This window comes from Microcystis sp. M31BS1, assembly GCF_020245285.1.
Classification (GTDB): Bacteria; Cyanobacteriota; Cyanobacteriia; order Cyanobacteriales; family Microcystaceae; genus Microcystis; species Microcystis panniformis.
On record NZ_JADBVE010000376.1, the window covers coordinates 1 to 19598 of the forward strand.

The 19598-nt window shown below is 43.8% G+C and carries 15 protein-coding genes; 7 read left to right on the forward strand and 8 right to left on the reverse strand.

The genetic code is table 11. The annotated features are described in order from the left end of the window. Positions 1–330: 330 nt before the first annotated feature. Positions 331–2541: a molybdopterin oxidoreductase family protein gene (locus tag IM509_RS21100; protein ID WP_072926470.1), complete on the reverse strand. Its 2211-nt coding sequence runs from the start codon at positions 2539–2541 to the stop codon at positions 331–333. A 242-nt stretch (positions 2542–2783) separates the two neighbouring features. On the opposite strand from IM509_RS21100, the gene dnaX reads away from it, so the two are divergent. After that, the gene (gene dnaX / locus IM509_RS21105; RefSeq protein ID WP_185237391.1) at positions 2784–5192 is read left to right on the forward strand and encodes a DNA polymerase III subunit gamma/tau; all 2409 of its coding nucleotides are present in this window, start codon (positions 2784–2786) and stop codon (positions 5190–5192) included. Between the two features lie 87 nt (positions 5193–5279). Then, positions 5280–5603 (forward strand): Grx4 family monothiol glutaredoxin, encoded by a 324-nt coding sequence (grxD, locus tag IM509_RS21110; protein WP_052278371.1) that lies wholly within the window; start codon positions 5280–5282, stop codon positions 5601–5603. A gap of 327 nt (positions 5604–5930) precedes the next feature. Here the strand turns inward: grxD and IM509_RS21115 are convergent, their stop codons facing one another. Next, the gene (locus IM509_RS21115) at positions 5931–7670 is read right to left on the reverse strand and encodes a mechanosensitive ion channel family protein (protein ID WP_185237395.1); all 1740 of its coding nucleotides are present in this window, start codon (positions 7668–7670) and stop codon (positions 5931–5933) included. Positions 7671–7842: 172 nt separating this feature from the next. Between IM509_RS21115 and lipA the strand changes: the two genes are divergently transcribed. Together lipA and IM509_RS21125 are read left to right on the forward strand one after the other, a co-directional pair. Further along, entirely contained in the window at positions 7843–8727 is an 885-nt protein-coding gene (gene lipA / locus IM509_RS21120) for a lipoyl synthase (RefSeq protein ID WP_002775720.1), read from the forward strand. Between the two features lie 274 nt (positions 8728–9001). After that, entirely contained in the window at positions 9002–10129 is a 1128-nt protein-coding gene (locus tag IM509_RS21125) for a class I SAM-dependent methyltransferase (RefSeq protein WP_185237392.1), read from the forward strand. Positions 10130–10176: 47 nt separating this feature from the next. On the opposite strand, the gene bchB is transcribed toward IM509_RS21125, so the two are convergent. From bchB to IM509_RS21155, 6 genes are all read right to left on the reverse strand, one after another. Further along, entirely contained in the window at positions 10177–11703 is a 1527-nt protein-coding gene (bchB, locus tag IM509_RS21130) for a ferredoxin:protochlorophyllide reductase (ATP-dependent) subunit B (RefSeq protein WP_185237393.1), read from the reverse strand. 155 nt (positions 11704–11858) lie between these two features. Continuing rightward, on the reverse strand, positions 11859–12455 hold the full coding sequence (locus IM509_RS21135) for a nucleotide-binding protein (RefSeq protein ID WP_002740297.1): 597 nt from the start codon (positions 12453–12455) through the stop codon (positions 11859–11861). Between the two features lie 201 nt (positions 12456–12656). Beyond that, a complete protein-coding gene (locus tag IM509_RS21140) occupies positions 12657–13244 on the reverse strand; it encodes a hypothetical protein (protein WP_052275627.1) in 588 nt (195 codons plus the stop codon). 444 nt (positions 13245–13688) lie between these two features. After that, positions 13689–14162 (reverse strand): tRNA (cytidine(34)-2'-O)-methyltransferase, encoded by a 474-nt coding sequence (locus IM509_RS21145; RefSeq protein ID WP_081417878.1) that lies wholly within the window; start codon positions 14160–14162, stop codon positions 13689–13691. A gap of 160 nt (positions 14163–14322) precedes the next feature. Further along, positions 14323–14664, reverse strand: coding sequence for a hypothetical protein (locus IM509_RS21150; RefSeq protein ID WP_052275628.1), 342 nt, complete (start codon positions 14662–14664; stop codon positions 14323–14325). Positions 14665–15057: 393 nt separating this feature from the next. Beyond that, positions 15058–16101: a DNA cytosine methyltransferase gene (locus IM509_RS21155; RefSeq protein WP_287717347.1), complete on the reverse strand. Its 1044-nt coding sequence runs from the start codon at positions 16099–16101 to the stop codon at positions 15058–15060. A gap of 684 nt (positions 16102–16785) precedes the next feature. On the opposite strand from IM509_RS21155, the gene IM509_RS21160 reads away from it, so the two are divergent. From IM509_RS21160 to IM509_RS24225, 3 genes are all read left to right on the forward strand, one after another. Then, positions 16786–19053, forward strand: a complete 2268-nt coding sequence (locus IM509_RS21160; protein WP_052275922.1) for a GspE/PulE family protein — start codon at positions 16786–16788, stop codon at positions 19051–19053. A gap of 65 nt (positions 19054–19118) precedes the next feature. Next, positions 19119–19409: a DUF3082 domain-containing protein gene (locus IM509_RS21165; protein WP_002786666.1), complete on the forward strand. Its 291-nt coding sequence runs from the start codon at positions 19119–19121 to the stop codon at positions 19407–19409. An 82-nt stretch (positions 19410–19491) separates the two neighbouring features. Further along, positions 19492–19578 (forward strand): hypothetical protein, encoded by an 87-nt coding sequence (locus IM509_RS24225; RefSeq protein WP_373276108.1) that lies wholly within the window; start codon positions 19492–19494, stop codon positions 19576–19578. Positions 19579–19598: the final 20 nt, after the last annotated feature.

Sequence of the window (19598 nt, forward strand, 5' to 3'; positions counted from 1 at the left end):
GACCCTTTTCCCTGTTGGCTCTTCTCGCAAAGCTCGTCAGGATTATTATGGCAAAATTACCTTTTCTTTTATTCAGGAGTTTGAGGCTTTCACATAACAGTACTTGTCTTTGTATTGAAAAATGTGTCCGTCAGTCAGCTTTGGTATTTTATCCATGACTACAATGCACAGCAAAGCAAAGGATTAAGCCGCCATCACTACTACCGAATCACCACCGATTCAACTTCATCGCTGGAGTTCTTTCCCTCCCACCCCCGTTGATGCTTTTTACTACTCCCCTTCCTCTTAGTTGTAAAATACCTACACCTGTCAGCTAAAAGGGGCGGGGTTTTAAACCCAAATTTTCGATAATTCGGCATTAACTAAAGACTTCAACGGGATTAATTTGACAGCACAAGCTTTTAATTCTGGTTGCAGGGAAATCGGACAAGCGGCCGGATGGGTGAGACTATTGGCCTCAGAATTTTCTGCCCATAGGGCCCCCCAGTGCATCGGCACAAAGACACAATTAGGAGCAATTGCTTTGGTAATTAAAGCGGGAAAACGGGCAGAACCGCGACGAGAACGCACCTCCACCCATTCCCCAGCTTCTATGCCCAATTTTGCCGCATCTTGGGGATGAATTTCCAGAAAAGGTGCGGGGTGCATTTTGACAATTTTCTCGATGCGGCCGGTGCGGGTTTGGGTGTGCCAGTGACCGTACAAACGCCCCACGGTCAACACTAGGGGATAATCATCGTCCGGGGGTTCCGCTAGACCTTTACTGTGGTAGGCTGCGAAAACAGCACGTCCATCGGCAGTATTAAATTTACCATCGGTATAAAGGCGTTTTGCGGCTGTTTTTTGGCTTTTATCGTCATCTTTAACTAAATTACCTAGTAATTCCCCGGAATTAGCGGTTTTAGGGGCGGAAATTTCATCGATGGAATCGGGCCACGGTCGGGGAGTCTCGGCCAGGCGCTCATAATTAATCGCCGTCATATCACAAGGACGTTTATATGTCAACCGGATAAACTCGGAATATACCTCGGCCGAATCCTGAAAATTAAATTGTGCCTGAAACCCCAAACGGCGACCAACTTCGGCAAAAATTTGCCAGTCGGCCCTAGCTTGACCGACGGGAGGGCGAAAAGCCTTATTTAACGTCACCATGCGCTCAGAATTGGTCATTGTTCCCGTTTTTTCGCCCCATTGGGCCGCTGGCAGTAATAAATGGGCGTAGGCACTGGTTTCCGTGGGATAGTAGGCATCCTGATAAACAGTAAAAGGTGATTTTAACAGGGCCGCCTTGGTACGTTCTAGATCAGGCATACTAACAGCCGGATTAGTAGCGGCAATCCAAAGCAATTTCACCTCTCCCGTCTCCAAACCGGTAATCATACTCCAAGCATCGCGACCGGGGACCGGAGAAATCCGACCAGCAGGTAAACCCCAAGCTTGTTCCACTTCGGCCCGGTGTTGGGGATTTTTGACGGAACGATAACCGGGGAGAAGATGGCAGAGGCCGCCGGCTTCCCGTCCCCCCATGGCGTTGGGTTGTCCGGTTAGGGAAAAAGGACCGGCCCCCGGCCTACCGATATTAGCCGTCATTAGGTGTAAATTGATTAAAGTGCGGGCTTTGGCCGTGCCTTCCCTAGATTGATTGATACCCATCGACCAGAGGGAAAGCACTCTTTTCGATTCGGCCCAGTAGCGGGCAGCCTTTTCTAAATCCTCGATGGGGATGCCGCATTTAGGGGCGACTATTTCGGGGGGATAATGGCCGATAATTTCGGCGTATTTGCCGAAATCCCGGGTACATTTATCGATAAAATAGGTATCGATCGCACCCCAATTCAGTAACAGGTGAGCAATACCGTTAAATAGGTCAATATCAGTCCCCGGGTTAATGGCGAGGTGGAGATTAGCGGCCTCGGCGGTTTTTGTCCTGCGGGGATCAACGACGATTAATTTCGCTTCTTTGTTACCTTTGAGATACTTGTGCAGACGGTTAAAGATGATGGGGTGACATTCGGCCGTATTTGTCCCCACCAGAAAGGCACAATCGGTTAATTCTAGGTCATCGTAACAGCAGGGGGGACCGTCGGACCCGAAACTGTCCCGATAAGCGGCCACGGCCGAAGACATACAGAGACGGGAATTAGCATCAAAGTTATTGACTCCCAGACAGCCCTTGACCAGTTTTTGGGCGATGTAGTAATCTTCGGTGTGAAATTGTCCCGAACCGTATAGACAGATACTTTCCTTTTCCCCCTGAGCGATTAGAGTTTGGATACGGTTAACTATGCGATCGAGGGCTTCTTCCCAGGCACAAGGACGGAATTGCTCTTGGAGAGAATCGCGGATCATCGGGGTTTTGAGGCGATTTTTATCGATTGATTCCGCTACGGTAGCCCCTTTAACACAGACCATACCTTGACTGGAGGGGTGGGACTTGTCCCCAAAGACTTTCCATGCTTGTCCGGCCGACGCGGGGGGGGTGACTGTCAAACCACAACCTACTCCACAGTAAGGACATTGGGTTTTTGTAGATTCAGTCATAAGCAGTGGGTCTGATTAGTGGCGCTATCTTTGGGCATACTAAGATAGTCCGCAGATTTTCTCGGCCAAATTGTAGTTATTAATACAATTTATTAGAAGCCTTGGCCAAATTGCCATTTTTATGATGCAAATCCCGCATTACAACTGGCTAGATAAAAAGCATACACTTGTTCTCATGCCGAAAAAGAATCGGCATAGGATAATAGTAGTCTCTAGGGTGGGGAAAAAGTTTTCAGCCAGTCATGACCTACGAACCTCTACATCATAAGTATCGTCCCCAAACCTTTGCCGATTTGGTGGGACAATCAGCGATCGCCACGACCCTGAGTAATGCCTTAATCAGTGAGCGAATCGCTCCTGCATACCTATTTACTGGACCCAGAGGCACGGGGAAAACCTCCTCGGCGCGAATTTTAGCCAAATCCCTCAACTGTCTGTCTAGTGACCATCCGACACCGATTCCCTGCGGTAAATGTTCCGTCTGTCAAGCGATCGCCAATGGTTCAGCCCTAGACGTGATCGAAATTGATGCCGCTAGTAATACGGGTGTGGATAACATTCGGGAAATTATCGAGCGATCGCAATTTGCCCCCGTCCAATGTCGTTATAAAGTCTATGTCATCGATGAATGCCTGACTGGGGATAGCCTTGTTTTCACCGAAACGGGATTAATCCCCATTAATCATCCTGAGATTCTCGGAAAACGAGTTCTCAGTTACAACGAGAGCAGCGGAGAGTGGGAATATAAAAAAGTCCTGCGATGGCTAAACCGAGGCGTAAAAGCAACTTTAACCATTCAAACCAGAAATCGGACGATTAATTGCACTGGTAATCATTTGATTAAGACAGAAAAAGCATGGATACAAGCAAAAAATCTCAAAATCGGCGATCAGATCCTATCCCCTGTGAATGTGGCTGCGGTGCAATACAGGCCTAGTATCATAAAATCCCCTCAATGGCTGACAAATTTCGAGGAAGTGATAGGGATTCAAGAAGGTGACACAGAAAGCGTCTATGACCTAGAAGTGGAGGACAATCATAATTTTGTTGCCAATGGGTTATTAGTTCATAACTGCCATATGCTCAGTACGGCGGCCTTTAATGCCTTGCTGAAAACTCTGGAAGAACCGCCGGATCGAGTGATTTTTGTGCTTGCTACCACGGATCCTCAGCGTGTCTTGCCTACCATCATCTCCCGTTGTCAACGCTTTGATTATCGCCGTATTGCTCTCGATGCGATGGTGGCACACCTGCAAAAAATCGCCCAAATAGAAGCGATCGATATTAACCTAGAAGCATTAACCCTGGTGGCTCAGATCGCTAACGGTGGTTTACGCGATGCCGAAAGTCTCCTCGATCAATTAAGTTTACTCGCAGGAACGATTACGGCCGAGCGAGTCTGGGATTTGGTCGGTGCAGTCCCCGAAAGAGACCTCTTAACCCTGCTTAAAGTCATTCATGGCAATATTCCCGATCAAGTTATCGAACAATGTCGCCATCTGATGAATCGCGGGAAGGAACCTTTAATCGTCTTGCAAAATCTAGCCGGATTCTATTTAAACCTACTTTTAGCCAAAACCGCCCCTAATCGTCCAGAAATGGTGGCTGTCACCGCTCCCACTTGGCAGGAATTATGTACGGAAGCGCGTACTTGGTCTTTAGAGGAAATTCTCCGCGGTCAACAACTGCTTAAAGACAGCGAAACACAACTAAAAAACACCACTCAACCCCGTCTCTGGTTAGAAGTCACTCTATTAGGACTGTTACCGCAAGCACAGGTGATTCCGCTAGTTGCCACGGTAGCGCCTTCCCGTCCCCAAACCAGCGCCGAGAGGCCCCCGGAAGTGATCACAGCGCCGGCACCGGTTAATGAACCGATAAAACCGCCAGTTATCACCCCGACAACTAGCGTCGCAGTGCCGAAAACTGAGGTTAAAACTGTTGCCAGTGATGACAATCATGAACAAATTTGGCAGCAGGTTTTAGAAGTAATGGAACCCCCCACTACTCGCACTCTCCTACGTCAGCATGGCAGTCTTTTTAATATGGAAGAATCGAGTGCTTATTTAAGTATATCTTCGGAACAATTATTAAAAATGGCCCGGCTACGCTTGACTAATATTGAGTCAGCTTTCGAGGCAGTTTTTCAGCGCCGGATTAAAGTCCATTTACAGGTAGGTTCCGCCACTGCTGCCATGGCTGCGGAAGTTTCCCCATCCCCAGCGGCCAGGATACAACCACCACCAGAAACCGCACCAACCCCACCAATAACTCCCGAAAATAAAGTTATGACTGTGGTGGATATTCCTCCAGTCAAAGAAGCAATTATCGAGAAAAAAGAAGCAAAGATCACCGCATCGGGAACCCCAAAAACTCCTAGCACAGAACTGCCCCAAAAAATCTTAAATTTTGATTCATCTTTAGAGACATTGGATCAAGATGTCGATGTTAGTGAAATTTTGGCGGCCGCTCAAAAGTTAGCGAAATCTTTTGATGGTGAAGTGGTCAATATGGGTTATTCACTGCCAGAAAATTCGGCCGTAGAAACTAAAGTTAATAAGTCTCTGGAAAATATGACTATCGTGCGCGGGAGACCTGATGTTAACGAAATTTTAGAGAGTTTGGAGGAGGACGAAGACCTGCCTTTTTAAGGCTATCTCAACGGCTTGTGCTAAACTGATAGGATATGCCACGTCTCAGGATTGGCTATTCTTGCTCAAATTCTAGCTACTAGACCTATGACACCCGAAACTAAGGACAGAATCGATCAATTAGTTCAGAATAACAAAGTTCTTGTGTTCATGAAGGGCAATAAATTAATGCCTCAGTGTGGTTTCTCGAATAACGTCATACAAATTCTCAATATTCTGGGGGTTTCCTACGAAACTGTCGATATTCTGGAAGATCAGGAGTTAAGACAAGGAGTTAAGGAGTATTCCAATTGGCCGACTATTCCCCAAGTCTATATCAACGGTGAGTTTATTGGCGGTTCCGACATTATGATCGAACTCTATCAAAATGGGGAACTACAACAAATAGTCGAGGTAGCCTTAGCTTCCTAAAAATTTTCTAGGTTAGGATATCTAACCTAACCTAGTTTAAATCTACCAAACAGTGATCAGTGATCAGTAATCAGTGAAAAGACGGCAATTTTTTACTTAGGGTTTGCGGCAAAAAGTACGGGCGAAGCATTCGGGCAATAACCTATCGGTGAAACCGGAGATTTTCTATCCGAATGCTTCGCCCCTACAGGACGCGGAGTGATAACTGCACTGATAACAAATCCGTTTTTAATAGTGTGATTAACTCTCAAGTTATGAATTGTTTCTCCCTTATCCCCACACCCCACTCTCCTATACCTTTTAAACAGGATTTAGTATCACTCCCCTTTAAAACTGTCCTTTGAATTCTTCTCTATCTTGTGCTATCAGGAAACTTTGTTGGGGAATACCGATGTGAATTCCCTTCTCCTCAAAAGCAATTTTTAGACGACGACGATACTCTCTTTCTATGTCCCATTGTCGTAATCTTTTAACGACAATTCTGAGCATAATTTCCATCCCCGTGTGAGAAACCCGACTAACACCAGCAACCTGCACGGGATCGATGATATCTTTTTGCCATTGTGGATCTGCAGCCATATTTTCAGCGATGGCTGCCATTAAAGTGATCGCCACATCTGGCTCGGTCTGATAGGCGACTTCAATGGTAAAATTGACCCGCGCCCAATCTTTACTGAGGTTGTGTGCGCTAATAATTTGGTTATGGGCAATAGTGATTAAACGTCCATCGGCAGCCCGCAATTGAGTCGCTCGCAAACTCATATTTTCCACCAAACCGATAAACTCCTGAAACTGGATCATATCACCGACAGTGTACTGATCTTCAAAGACAATCAGAAAACCGTTAATCCAATCTTTTAAAAGATCCTGAAAGGCAAAGGTGAGCAATGCTCCCACTAAACCGGCTCCCGTGAGTAAAAAGGCGAAAGAAAGACCCATCCAACTCAAAAAAATCAAAATTCCTAGAAAAATGGCGATAAATGTGATCATTTCTCGCCCAACTTCTAATAAAGTGGGAGCGCGCAGAATCCTCCTTTCCAAATTTTCCGAAAAAACCGCTCCTTCCTCTACCCACTCCCGTAGCCGAAAATTAACGTAGAGATTAACCATATTGCTCACTGATGTCATCAGCAACCAGATAATAAAAATCTGTAAAGGAATACGAATTATCCCCCGTCCTTCTAGCCTAGTTTCAGGAAATACATACAAAATCGCCGCTACTCCGCCAAACCAGAGCAGTATCAGTCCAATAAGAGCCAGTCTTTTCCAGAGAATATTTAACGTCAGTTGTCGCTGAATATCAGCCTGTTGACGGAAATTAGAGGAATCTTCTAGAGCGGCTAAAATCGGCTCTTGGGAGCGATCTTTTCTGGGGGGGGAATTTATGGCTAAATTTCGATCAGATTGACTTTTAGCCTGTTTTTTGAGGAGATTAAAGCGATTTCTTAAACGTTTCTGCCACCAAATTGATACCCAGCTTAAGAAAATTAGCCCCGAAATAATTATAGCGGCAGTCATTACCTGTTGTCGGCGAGCGGCGGGTTGACGTTCTTGCCAAGCTTGGAGCAAAGCTGTTTTGATGATTTTGACCCATCGGTCTGCTAAATCGTCAACCGAAGAAGAATCGATCAGGGCATCAACTTCTGTTACTGTCAGAATTACCTGTTGCGGTAAATTCTGGTTATCCCTAGCCACAATCACGGTTAAATTATTGAGAGTCGCCGGACTGACTTGCAAGGTTGTCGGATCGAAACCCCCATTGATAATATTATTTAAGCCTCTTTCAATGCGCCTAGCCCGTCTTTGTACTGGGGAGAGTTCCTGGGCCTCAGAAGCGGTAAAATCTTGGGAGGCAATCTCAAATAAGGCAAATCCATCTAAATACACGGAAGTATATTCTATATCCCCGGCTACAAAAATCCTTGTCCCCGTGGGAGATGCAAATGGAACCAGAAAATTTTGGGCCAGGGATGGCAGGGAATTAAGAACACATATACTAACTAAGAGGCAACCCGCCAATCCTTGAATGACCAGATTGAAAATTTTTCTCCGTTGCCGTCGTCCCATTGCCCAAGTTTCCTTTTTGATTAACAATGATCTTTACCCGCTTTCTCAGCTTATAGCAGTTATCTTTATGGTGAGATAGGAAGTTTTTGTTTTGGGGAGTTAGTCGTCCCTCTCCCCACCCCCCCCACTGATAACTGATAACTGAAATCCCCAACACTTTACTTAAGTTCTCATGTCCAATATACCCCCACAGTGGCGCGAGGAAATTACGTCTTTACCCGCTTGGTTACGGCGTTCACTCGGCAAATCTAGCGAAATTTCCACGGTTCAGCGCATTATCAAACAAAGGAACATTCATACTATCTGCGAGGAAGGTCGCTGTCCCAATCGCGGCGAATGTTATGCCCAAGGTACGGCGACTTTTTTGTTGATGGGCCCTACCTGTACCCGGTCCTGTGCTTTTTGTCAAGTGGATAAGGGTCATGCACCCATGCCTCTCGATGTGGAGGAACCGCAAAAAGTGGCGGAAGCGGTGCAATTGTTAAATTTAAGTTACGTTGTCTTGACTTCTGTGGCCAGAGATGATATGGAAGACGGCGGAGCCAGTTGGTTCGTGCGGACGATGACAGCCATTCGCGAACTCAATCCCCACACTTTAATTGAGGTGCTAACCCCGGATTTTGCTGGAGGCAAGGGAAGTCAACAGGAACGGGTGGCGACGGTGGTAGGGGCAAAACCTGCCTGTTACAATCACAATATCGAGACGGTGCGCCGTTTGCAAGGGCCGGTTAGACGCGGGGCTAAATATGATCGCTCTTTGGCGGTTTTGCGTTATGTTAAGGAAATCGATCGCTCAATTCCGACGAAATCTGGCTTAATGGTCGGTCACGGTGAGACAAAAGAGGAAATTATCGAGACTTTGGCAGATTTACGCGCGATCGACTGCGATCGAGTTACTATTGGTCAATATATGCGTCCTTCTCTGGAACATTTGCTCGTACAGAAATATTGGACTCCCTCAGAATTTAGCGAGTTAGGAGAAATTGCCCAAAAAATGGGGTTTTCTCAGGTTAGGTCTGGGCCGCTAGTCCGCAGTTCCTATCATGCGGGAGAGTAAATCAGTTATCAGTTATCAGTTATCAGTTATCAGTTATCAGATGTAAGTTTTAAGTTATCAGATGTAAGTTTTAAGTTAATTAGTTAGTTATCTTTATATTTATAAGTACCTAGGCAAAATTAATTACACATTTCGATAAAGCTTTTGCCTCTTGCCTATTGCCTCTTGCCTGTCTTCACTAGGAAATTTATTTTGCATGACTACTTACCTGTTTACTGTTTACTGTTTACTGTTTACTGATAACTGAAAAATCTTCCCCACTTCCCTGATCAAGATGAATTTAGAAGCAATCATCCTAGAGGAAATTAAACAATCAGCAGCGGGTCGAATTAGCTTTGATCGCTGGATGGATTTAGCTCTCTATCACCCCGATTATGGCTATTACACCTCTGGAAAAGTAGAAATTGGCTCAAAAGGAGATTTTTTTACTTCCTCGTCCCTAGGGGCAGATTTTGGCCAATTGTTGGCAGAGCAATTTGTCGAGATGGCGGAATTTTTGGGCAATTCGCCTGGATTTACTTTAGTGGAAGTGGGAGCAGGTTCGGGAATTTTAGCGAAGGATATCCTTGATTATTTGAGTGATAGCTATGCTGATTTTTATCAAAATCTCAGTTATATAATTATCGAACAATCTCAGAAACTCAGGGAAAGACAAAGGGCAACTTTAGCGGGATATTCCCTGGTATCTTGGCAAAGTTGGCCGAATTTAGCTGATAATTCCCTTGTGGGTTGTGTGTTTAGTAATGAGTTAATCGATGCTTTTCCTGTCCATCGAGTTGTGATCGAGTCGGGAGAATTACGAGAAATTTATCTGGGATTGGGGGAACCTTTTCAGGAGATTATCACAGATTTATCCACCGACAGAATCAAAGACTATTTTGATTTAGTGGGGATAAATATTCCTTCCCCACTTTATCCGGAGGGTTATCAAACCGAGGTAAACTTATTAGCTTTAGACTGGTTAGAAACCGTTAATCGGAAACTCGATCGAGGTTATATCTTAACCATAGATTACGGTTACACTGCCGAAAAATATTATCATCCCCAAAGAAGTCAAGGAACCCTACAATGTTATCGACAACATCAGCGTCATGATCATGCTTATTTCTGGGTGGGAGAACAAGATATTACCACTCATGTGGATTTTACTGCTTTACAACGTCAAGGGGAGAAATTAGGCTTAAAAAATCTCGGTTTTACTCAGCAAGGATTATTTTTAATGGCTTTGGGATTAGGGGATAGATTAAATCAACTTTCTCAAGGAAAGAGCGATATATTAACTATATTTCAGCGTCGAGATGCCCTACATCAATTAATCAATCCCACCGGTTTAGGAGGATTTGGAGTGTTAATTCAGGGGAAAGGAGTAGAAGAAAGAATACTTAAGGGATTAAGTAGATAACTAAAAAATAGGGCTGAATGCTGTTAACTTTCAGCCCCAAGAAATGATTAAGCTCCTACGGATTCTTTAGCGGCATACATTACCTCTAAAGTTATTTCACCAATACCTCGCTCCCGGGCAAATTTTTCGGTATTTCGTTTGACTTTCCCCCGCACAAAACCGGGTATTTTCTGCAATTCTACCGTAGCTTCCTTATTCCAATTTAGGTCAGAATCTGCCGAAATACCTTTAGTAATTACCTCTTTAGTATCATGACCACCAAATATCTCTAATAGGTGATCTTCCATACCCAAAGTAAAGGAATTATAGACCAAATCGGCGATCTGATTAGTGCCTTCGTAACCTAAGAAAGGTTTATAACCGAGGGGGAAATTTTGGATATGAATAGGTGCAGCAATTACTCCACAGGGAATATCTAAACGTTTGCCGACGTGACGTTCCATTTGAGTACCAAATATCGCCGCTGGTTCTAATCGAGCAATAGCGTCTCCGATCGCCCCATTATCATCACTAATTAACACTTCATCGCAATATTCACTCACTTGTTCCCGGAACCAATCGGCATCATACTTGCAATAAGTACCCGCTAAAACCACATGGATTCCCATCTCTCTGGCGAGAATTTTTGTCATAGCGGCTGCGTGGGTATTATCACCAAAAACCACCGCTTTTTTCCCTGTCAAATTCTGACAGTCGATGGAACGAGAAAACCAAGCAGCTTGGGAGATATGCAAAGTTTGTTCATTGATAAAATCTTCGTAATCTACTGCCGCACCTTGGGCATTAATTACCTCTTGAATTTGGCGAATACAGCGGGCTGTTTCCACCACTCCCATGGGGGTAATATCAACGTAGGGCATAGCGAATTCGCTTTCGAGATATTTGGCTGTCATTAATCCCACTTCTCGATAGGGAACCAGATTAAACCAAGCGCGGGGCAGATTTTTTAAGTTTTCCACCGAGGCAGCTTCGGGGATAATTTCATTAACTTCAATGTCCAAATCTGCCATTAACCGCTTTAATTCTGTGCGATCATGTTGGTTATGGAACCCGAGGGTAGTAATACCGATAATATTAACCGAAGGTTTAGGGGTTTTCTGGGAGATAATTTCCCCTTTTCTCTGGGCCTTATCGAGATAATATTTGATAATTTGATAGAGGGTTTTATCGGCCGCTTGTAGTTCATTATAGCGATAGTGGTTAACATCGGCCAGCAGCACATCTCCTTGGGCATCCTGTCGCGCTCTTTCGACAAAGTTTTGTAAATCCTCTTGGAGAATGCTGGAGGTACAGGTGGGGGTTAAAACGATTAAATCGGGACTTTCTTCGCGATCTTTGCGAACAATATTATCGACGACTTTTTCTTGGGAACCCCGGGCTAAAACATTACGATCGACAATACTAGCAGTGACGGGGGTAAAATTACGCTCCCTTTCCAGCATCGAGCGCATGACGTTAAAATAATCGTCTCCCAGAGGAGCGTGCATGATAGCATGAACATTTTTAAAGGAACTGGCGATCCTTAACGTGCCAATATGAGCGGGACCCGCGTACATCCAATAGGCCAATTTCATAGAGGGTTCTCCTACAGTCAGACTTTTTTGATTGTCTCAGACTTTACCGATTTAGGAGTGAACACTTAACGGAAGATTACAAAAAGTCCCCATGCAGATTAAGTATCTTTTTGGGGAAAAATGACACAAATATTAATATTAACTTTTTTAACAATTTATGTCATTAGGGCAAAAATTTCTTTACCGACCGCTTGGTAACAAAGCCAACCGAAATTCGACCGGGGGTCGGGATAATCTTTGACGATGACTCCCTTTTCGGCCGCTCGTTCAAAAGCAACTAAACGGGGAATTTCTCGCTTAAATAGGGGTAATTTTGCTTCTTCTAGAGCTTTCCGAGCTTCTCGTCCTGTTTTTGTCCGTGAATCCACTTGGGTTAAAAGAACTCGATAATTATCGGTCATCGTGGACAGCAATTCTGCCGCTTTAATGGTGACATCGATATCGAGATGATTGGGAGTGGTGGGTAAGATTAATAAATCGCTGCCCTGAGCTAAATCTTTTAACTCGTCCGGCTCCGGCCGGGCCTGGGTATCGACGATAATATGAGTGTATTGTTTCACCAGTCCCGTCGCTCCAGCTTGGGACGCTACCATAAAAGGAAGGGTATCTTCCCGTGACCAATGGAGAGCCGAACGATTTTTATCCGCATCAATCAATAGGGTGGGCGCTTTTTCTTGAAAATAGGCGGCCAAATGAATCGATGTGGTGGTTTTCCCGACCCCTCCCTTCAGTGCTACGACGGAAATAATCATGAACGGCTCGATCGAATAAGTGAGTATTTTCTAGTGTAATCCCAGACGGACTGAAAACCGTCTAAGTTTCCCCCCAGAAAGGCTATCAGTCAGGATTCTAGATTTTTGAGCCTGGCTCTCTCGACATTTTGCTGTAAAGTGTCCCTTGATGTTAGATTTTGGGCTGATACCCTCCCTTAGATGACGATAACTTTTGCCGCTTTAAAGCACACATCTATTATCTTGGCGAATATCCCAACTACCGTCAACACGGAATAAAAATAAACAGCGTTTGTCGGGTGTACCGGAAGCAACTAAAGTAATTCTGCCTAACTGTCCCCAAGAACCCCCTAACCCCCCCTTTGTATCGGCCCAACTAGCGCGATAAATTGTACCTTGATTACCCACAGGTCCACTAACTCGGCGTAGGGTAGAATTATCAGTATCGATGCTAACACCAGGAGTGATGGGAGTCCAATCGGTGACATTTTCACATTCATCCCCTTGCACTTTTGCCACTTTAATCTGTTCAGTTTCACTTGCTGCCATGCACAAAGATAGGGGATGAGAACCTCCTCCTGTGGCTTGATAACGGGTATTTTTCCACTGTTGTGATATTTCAAAGGTGGCGATATTTAAGCGAATCCAAGCCATTAAACGATGATAAACAGAAAGGGCAATGGTTAAGAGAATTCCTAATAAAATTAGGGTAACTAACATCTCGACTTGAGTTAAGCCAGAGGTGGATTTTTGCCGATTAAAAAGCTGTAAATTGCGAAAAGTATTGGGAGTAAGGTCGAAGATATTCATGAGCCTAATCTTGCCTTTTTATTTTCAATAAATTATGGGATTAGAAAGGAGCAAAAATTAATTTGCGCTAGGATAATCCACATAATTTCTTGCTGTTATTACGGACAAAATTGACTGCGATCTCTATTTTTCCTGATATGGGCAAAAATGAGCTAAATAAAAGCAATTTTCTGATTTTTTGCTCAATTTAGTTTATTTGCCCTGTTTATATAGGGCTGGCTGAATAATGGTAAAAACCTTGTTGGGTAAGACTTTTAGACTTTTTGTCAATCAAAAAGTACCAGGCATGGGAGTGATGAGGGGGAAAATTGAGGCACTTTTTCCCTGAAAATTAGGTAATTGGCCACCTCAAAACCGGTAAAACCCCACACCCCACACCCCACACCCCACACCCTGTCCCCACGAAAAACTTTTTCAGCAGACCCTATATAGCAAAATGTCCCACTAACGAATAAATCCCAATTGTCGTCTGGCCTCAAATAATCCGATCGCCACACTAACGGAAAGATTTAAACTTCTCACCCCCGGTTCTGCCATGGGAATATAAACCGTGTCATCGCACTTATTTAATAAATCTGCCGGAATACCGTCGGTTTCACTGCCAAAAAGTAGCCAATCTCCGCTTTGATAGCTGTATTCCACATAACTACTGCTGCCGCGCACGCTAAACCCGATCGCCCTTCCGCCGCTCTTTTGTTGATATTCACAGAAGTCATCGATTGTCAAGTAGTACATAAGTTTTACATAAGGCCAATAATCTAAGCCGGCCCGCTTCAGATAGCGATCGCTAATTTCAAAACCCAAGGGACCAACTAAATGCAATTCTGTCCTCGTTGCGGCGCAAGTACGGGCAATATTTCCCGTATTTGGCGGAATTTGCGGATTGATTAAAACCACTCGTAAAATCGCTTCAGTCATCAGTTATCAGTTATCAGTTATCAGTTATCAGTTCACTGTTCACGGCAAAAAACTCCCCACCTCTCAATTCATAATTGATAATTTAAATTTATAATTCCCACTTCCCATCTCCCTTGGGTGAGGACTAACTATACTGGATTCTGCCCCACCCTAGTCAAACTTATTTTAAATTGGTATAACTATCCATACTCAACGGGACTAAATCGCCATGGATGGTCAAACCTAACAACATTGTTTCATTAGCGGGGATTAAATTGCCTGTAAGAGCGCAAATCTCATTTTTTCTGGCTGTAGCGTTAAATACTGCCCTTATATCGCTGGCACAAAACTGAGGTCGATAATCTCCTGATTTCTGCTGAACGAAATTCCACAAGACATCGCGAATGAGTGCTTGATATCCTTGATTGCCGGAAATCTCTTTCAGCTTGTCTTTGAGGACTCTTTCCAGACGAATGCTGGTGACTTCCATATCGGTAGTGGTGGTGCGTGTGATTGTCCGCATAATTGTTTCTCCCGAATACTAAAACCTATTGGTGTTACAAGTGTAGTATAAGAAAGATACCTTTAACAAGCACAACCGGCGAAACCATCACCTCTGCTGCTCTTTTTATTGTTACCTCATGGCTATTTTTCCCATTTTTGAACTCTCGAAAATTAATTATGCAACAAGTCCACTGTTAATCCAGTTAGAGTCGAGCCTAAACAGCGATCGCATCGTTCCAATAATAACTATTATTAAGTAGGGAGGCACAATTATTTGTAGGATGGGTTAGCGGTAGCGTAACCCATGCGGGCGTTGGGTTTCATGCTTCAACCCAACCTACGTTCATCTTATATTTAATTCCACCCACCTACTTAATATACCCAAACACCTAGAAACAATTGCTATTTTTCCTCAGATTGACAATAAATCTAATTGTCTCCCCTGTAGGTCTTTAAGGCTGATATTTTCTTGAGAATCTCTGGATAAATCTAAAGCTTTAATCACCTCTTTTGCCACCGCTTCTACCACGGGAATAGCCACAGAATTACCGAACTGTTTATAAGCTTGGACATCACTAACAACAATCTGAAAACTATCGGGAAATCCCTGTAATCTTGCCCATTCTCTGGGAGTCATTCTGCGGACGAATAATTTATTTACTTCTCCCTTAATGCGAGTAACGGGAGTGAAATTAGTCAGTCTTTTATCGATAACTAAATTTCTTTCTTTTCCCATACCTCCCACCACAATAGCATTAGCGATACCATCGGGAGAAATAATCTCATAACCGAACCCATTACCTTTATTTTGGTGTCTGTCCTTGTGTTTAAACAAAGTTTCTAAATACTGATTAGAGAGATAATATTTAACGCTGACTTCCTTTTCTTCTAGGATATCTTTGAGACAAGTTTCTTGATGGGTTGGTTGAGGATAGGAAAAATAGTAAATATTTAAATCCTCTCGAAAACCGACGATAAAAATTCGGGGACGGTTTTGAGGAACCCCAAAATATCTGGCATTTAAAATCTGGGGACTAGGGACAAAATAATGCAAATCCTTTTCTAATATATCTAAAATAGTTTTTAAAGTTTTACCTCGATCATGATGGACTAAACCCTGGACATTTTCTAAGATAAAAGCTTTCGGTTTCTTTTCGTGTAAGATCCGGGCAACTTCAAAAAATAAGGTTCCGCGTGCATCTTCAAAACCGTGTTTTCTGCCGGCGATACTAAACGCTTGACAGGGAAACCCGCCGCACAGTATATCATGATCGGGGACAGTTTTTGCCTCTAATTTTCTGATGTCTTGATTATCGGGTAAATGACCATAGTTAGCTAAGTAAACCTTTTGGGAGTGAGGATCGATTTCCGAGGAAAAAACGCATTGACAACCGAGATTCTCTAAGGCGATTCTAAATCCTTTTATACCGGCAAATAAATCAATAAAAGTCCACATATTTTATCTATTCTAAGCTTCCGTTTTGATCCCTGAGACGATATTATACCGGCTATCTTAGATTTTAGTATAAATGCTCGAATCTTTCTGTCCATTTCCCCATCTCCCCTGTCCGCATAATTTTTTTCTCCCAAATACTAAACAGATTGATGTTACAAGTGTAGGATAAGAAAGATACCTTTAACAAGCATAACCTAGAAACCATGACCTCTTCTGCTCTTTTTATAGCAGTTATCCTAAATGATGAGGTAGGAAGTTTTCCTTTTGGGGAGTCGGTCGTCAGCAGTCGATACCAAATCAGGTTACACTTCGTCTTGATGAGAAACGCTATAAGTAGGCGACGATAAATCCGACATTCCGCACATCTTCATATACTTTTATATATTTTTACATTCCCCAAGATATTTTGACGAAAAAGCTTCATAGAAACTACTATTGAGAACATTTTCAATAATTGATTTTTTCTGAGAAAAAATTACAATTCTTCACCTTGAGAAAAATCAATCATTGTAGCTATAGTCCCTACTAGCAATGGGTTTTAAGCAAAATATCAGTAAAAATTATCAATTGAATGTTAAGAAGTGCGGAAAGTGGGATAAATTTTCTTTTACCTGTTAGCTGCGGTGAAAAAATGGGAATACTAAGGGATGTAGTGGGTTGTACAGTCTTTACTGGCTCTATTCCATGTCATCAGCAAACGAGAAACTTCAGACCAAGCTGCCTTCCTTTGCCCAAAAGTTAGTGCAATCGGGTTATGTCACTATCCCGCAACTACAAAAGGCAATGATCGAGAAGCAGAAAAGTCATCTGCCTCTACGGGCAATTTTACCCCTGATCACCGGCCGTCCTTTACCCAAAGAGGCACTGGCATACTACCGACTCGAACAACTGTCAAAATTAAAAGCCAAGTATGGGGTAGAATATCTTGACCCTGAAAGTGAGACGATCGACTGGAGAGAAATCGAGAATCTGTTTCGCACGGTCCTTCCCTTTGAAATTTGCCGTCGTTATCAGATCCTGCCCCTACAAAAACAAGAATCCGATCCCAATGTCCTTCACCTAGCCATGGTGGATCCCGCTAATCAGCAAATTCTCGATGATTTACGTCGTATCCTCCGGGATCAAGAATTGCAGTTTGAACGTCGTGTCATCGATCGAGCAGATTACCAGAAATTGGTCGAAATCTATCGTTATCGCCAAGAAGAAGCCCTATCTGGCCATTTTCTTCCCCAAGAACAAGAGCTAGAGACCATAGTTGACATAACCGGCCTTTTTGAAGATGGCCAATCTCTCCCCCATCTCAACTGCAAATTAGCCGACGAGGATCTCGGTCTGATTCAACAGGCCAATCAAGGGACGATCGTCAGTGTCGTTAATAATATCCTGGTTCAAGCCATCGAAAGTAAAGCGACGGAAATTCACCTAGAACCCCAAGAAAATCAATTAACTGTCCGTTTTCGCCAAGATGGTCTCCTGCGTTCTGCCTGGGAACCGATTTCTCCAGAAGCGACCCCAGGGATTATCTCACGGTTAAAAATTCTGGCTAACCTCGATTTCAGCGAAAAATCGCGCCCCCAACAGGGAAAAATGACCATAACTTTTTCCGGTCGCAAAATAGATTTTCGTCTCCACACCCTACCTCGTCAACAGGGAGAAAAAATTCTGCTGCGGGTTTTTGATTCTCGATCCCCACTTTGGCCCCTCGATGAGTTGATTGCTAGCCAAGAAACCTGTAAACTGGTACGCACCATGATTGATTGCCAGGCGGGGTTAATTCTGCTCACCGCACCGGCCAGAGGCGGCTGTTCCACCAGTTTCTATTCTCTACTAGCCCATCGAAACCGGGGTGGGGTTAATATCGCTACCCTGGAAACCTCGATCGAACGCAGCCTTAATGGTATTACCCAAGTGGAAATCGCTGATGGTCAAGGCCAAGATTATGCCTCGATTTTGCCCTCTTTCCGGAATCAAGACCTAGACATCATCGGCATCGATCGCCTGGCGGATTCTTCCACCCTTACCCATGCTCTAGAAGCGGCTTTGACTGGACATTTAGTTATTTCTAGTTTACCCCTCAATGATGCCTTTGCTGCGATCGCTCGCCTCAATCAATTAGCGGAGCCGGCCTTAGTGGCTGATACCCTCATTGGAGTGATCAATCAAAGACTGGTGCGACGGGTTTGTCCGGTTTGTCGGCTGAAACATCAACCAAAAAGGGAAGAATTAGCTAAATTTGGTCTTTCTCCCGCCCAAGCTGCTCAATACAGCTTTTATAAAGCTAATTCCCTCACTGCCGAAGAAATCATCCAAGCGCGGGAAAAAGGCAGATTATGCCGTCATTGTCACGGCATCGGTTATCAGTCCCAGATCGGGGTCTTTGAAGTGATCACGATTACCCCTCACCTCAAAACTTTCATCGCTGCGAAGAAACCCGCCGATATGCTCAAAAAAGCGGCAACACAGGCAGGATTTAAGTCTCTCCTCACCTACGGTTTAGAATTAGTCTGTCAAGGTTATACTACCCTAGAGGAAATCGAGCGCGTCATAGCTGATCAATTCACTTTGCCCCCCCTCTCTGCTGCCAATAATCCTGAGATTCCCTCGGATGTTTTCGGGAGAATCGAGGCGATCGAGCAGTTATTAAAAGCTCTCAATGGTGAATTACAGTCATTAAAGCAAGAAATTAACCTAAATTCGCTCAAAAATTTTCCTAAGAGCGCAAATACAACTATTCTCGACCAGGAGTTACCTGATTTGACTAATCTAGTCCTTTCTTCCCAAAACTGGTCATCGGACAAGGAAACGATCGTTTTCGCTGCCCCTGTTTATGAGGAGTTAACCGACCCCGGCGATTGGGAACAGTTAAAACGGGAACTAGACCAGAATCAAGACCTGATCGCCTCCTCGCAAGTCGATACTTCTTTTCCTTCCGTCCTCGATCCTTGGTCCTAGTCGGGTAAAATGCTGGGGAAAAGAATTAAAATTTAACCTGGGCAATATTTGAGGACTAAAAAGGAATGACCACAGAATTAGAAACCAAAAAAGTTACTCCTACTCGCTGTTTGGTTGGTGCGGCAATTTCGGCAGCATTGGGGACAATTCTCTATTATCTCACAGCAGCGATCGGTCATTCTTTTTACTCAAAACCAATGGTTGCTCACAGTCCGATCGCCTTGAGAATTGGCAGTGCTGTCCGCACTTTAGTTTTTGGTTTAGCTTCTCTAGGAACCTTTATTTTTGCTTTTGTCACCATTGGTTTAATTCTTTTGGCTATCCAATTACTACTTAAACGCCCTCAACAAACATAAATTATGAATTATGAATTGGAAGTGGGGAAGTGGGGAGCTTTTCAGTGATCAGTAAACTGATAACTGATCACTGATAACTGATATAGGAACCTTTATTTTTGCTTTTGTCACCATTGGTTTAATTCTTTTGGCTATCCAATTACTACTTAAACGCCCTCAACAAACATAAATTATGAATTATGAATTGGA

Excerpts from the sequence above, each read along its gene's own strand:
- IM509_RS21155 (WP_287717347.1), bottom strand. The coding sequence starts at position 16,101 with ATGTGGACTTTTATTGATTTATTTGCCGGTATAAAAGGATTTAGAATC.
- IM509_RS21140 (WP_052275627.1), bottom strand. The coding sequence starts at position 13,244 with ATGAATATCTTCGACCTTACTCCCAATACTTTTCGCAATTTACAGCTT.
- IM509_RS21115 (WP_185237395.1), bottom strand. The coding sequence starts at position 7,670 with ATGGGACGACGGCAACGGAGAAAAATTTTCAATCTGGTCATTCAAGGA.
- IM509_RS21165 (WP_002786666.1), top strand. The coding sequence starts at position 19,119 with ATGACCACAGAATTAGAAACCAAAAAAGTTACTCCTACTCGCTGTTTG.
- IM509_RS21135 (WP_002740297.1), bottom strand. The coding sequence starts at position 12,455 with ATGATTATTTCCGTCGTAGCACTGAAGGGAGGGGTCGGGAAAACCACC.
- bchB (WP_185237393.1), bottom strand. The coding sequence starts at position 11,703 with ATGAAATTGGCCTATTGGATGTACGCGGGTCCCGCTCATATTGGCACG.
- grxD (WP_052278371.1), top strand. The coding sequence starts at position 5,280 with ATGACACCCGAAACTAAGGACAGAATCGATCAATTAGTTCAGAATAAC.
- dnaX (WP_185237391.1), top strand. The coding sequence starts at position 2,784 with ATGACCTACGAACCTCTACATCATAAGTATCGTCCCCAAACCTTTGCC.
- IM509_RS21100 (WP_072926470.1), bottom strand. The coding sequence starts at position 2,541 with ATGACTGAATCTACAAAAACCCAATGTCCTTACTGTGGAGTAGGTTGT.
- IM509_RS21145 (WP_081417878.1), bottom strand. The coding sequence starts at position 14,162 with ATGACTGAAGCGATTTTACGAGTGGTTTTAATCAATCCGCAAATTCCG.
- lipA (WP_002775720.1), top strand. The coding sequence starts at position 7,843 with ATGTCCAATATACCCCCACAGTGGCGCGAGGAAATTACGTCTTTACCC.
- IM509_RS21125 (WP_185237392.1), top strand. The coding sequence starts at position 9,002 with ATGAATTTAGAAGCAATCATCCTAGAGGAAATTAAACAATCAGCAGCG.
- IM509_RS21150 (WP_052275628.1), bottom strand. The coding sequence starts at position 14,664 with ATGCGGACAATCACACGCACCACCACTACCGATATGGAAGTCACCAGC.
- IM509_RS21160 (WP_052275922.1), top strand. The coding sequence starts at position 16,786 with ATGTCATCAGCAAACGAGAAACTTCAGACCAAGCTGCCTTCCTTTGCC.